The following is a 210-nucleotide window of genomic DNA, read 5'->3' as shown; positions in this document are numbered from 1 at the left end:
ATTAACGTTGGACAGGAACCCTTGGTCTTCCGGCGAGCGGGCTTTTCACCCGCTTTATCGTTACTTATGTCAGCATTCGCACTTCTGATACCTCCAGCATGCCTCACAGCACACCTTCAACGGCTTACAGAACGCTCCCCTACCCAACAACGCATAAGCGTCGCTGCCGCAGCTTCGGTGCATGGTTTAGCCCCGTTACATCTTCCGCGC

At 54.8% G+C, this 210-nt stretch carries 1 rRNA gene; it reads right to left on the bottom strand.

Going from position 1 to position 210, the window contains the following annotated elements:
- Window positions 1–210: ribosomal RNA gene (locus K5I40_RS23850) — 23S ribosomal RNA — on the bottom strand; the annotation flags it as partial.

The organism is Leclercia sp. LTM14, assembly GCF_023736175.1.
Taxonomy (GTDB): Bacteria; Pseudomonadota; Gammaproteobacteria; order Enterobacterales; family Enterobacteriaceae; genus Enterobacter; species Enterobacter barmai.
The sequence above is the reverse complement of the archived record's forward strand: the minus strand, read 5'-3'. Positions and strand labels throughout refer to the sequence as shown.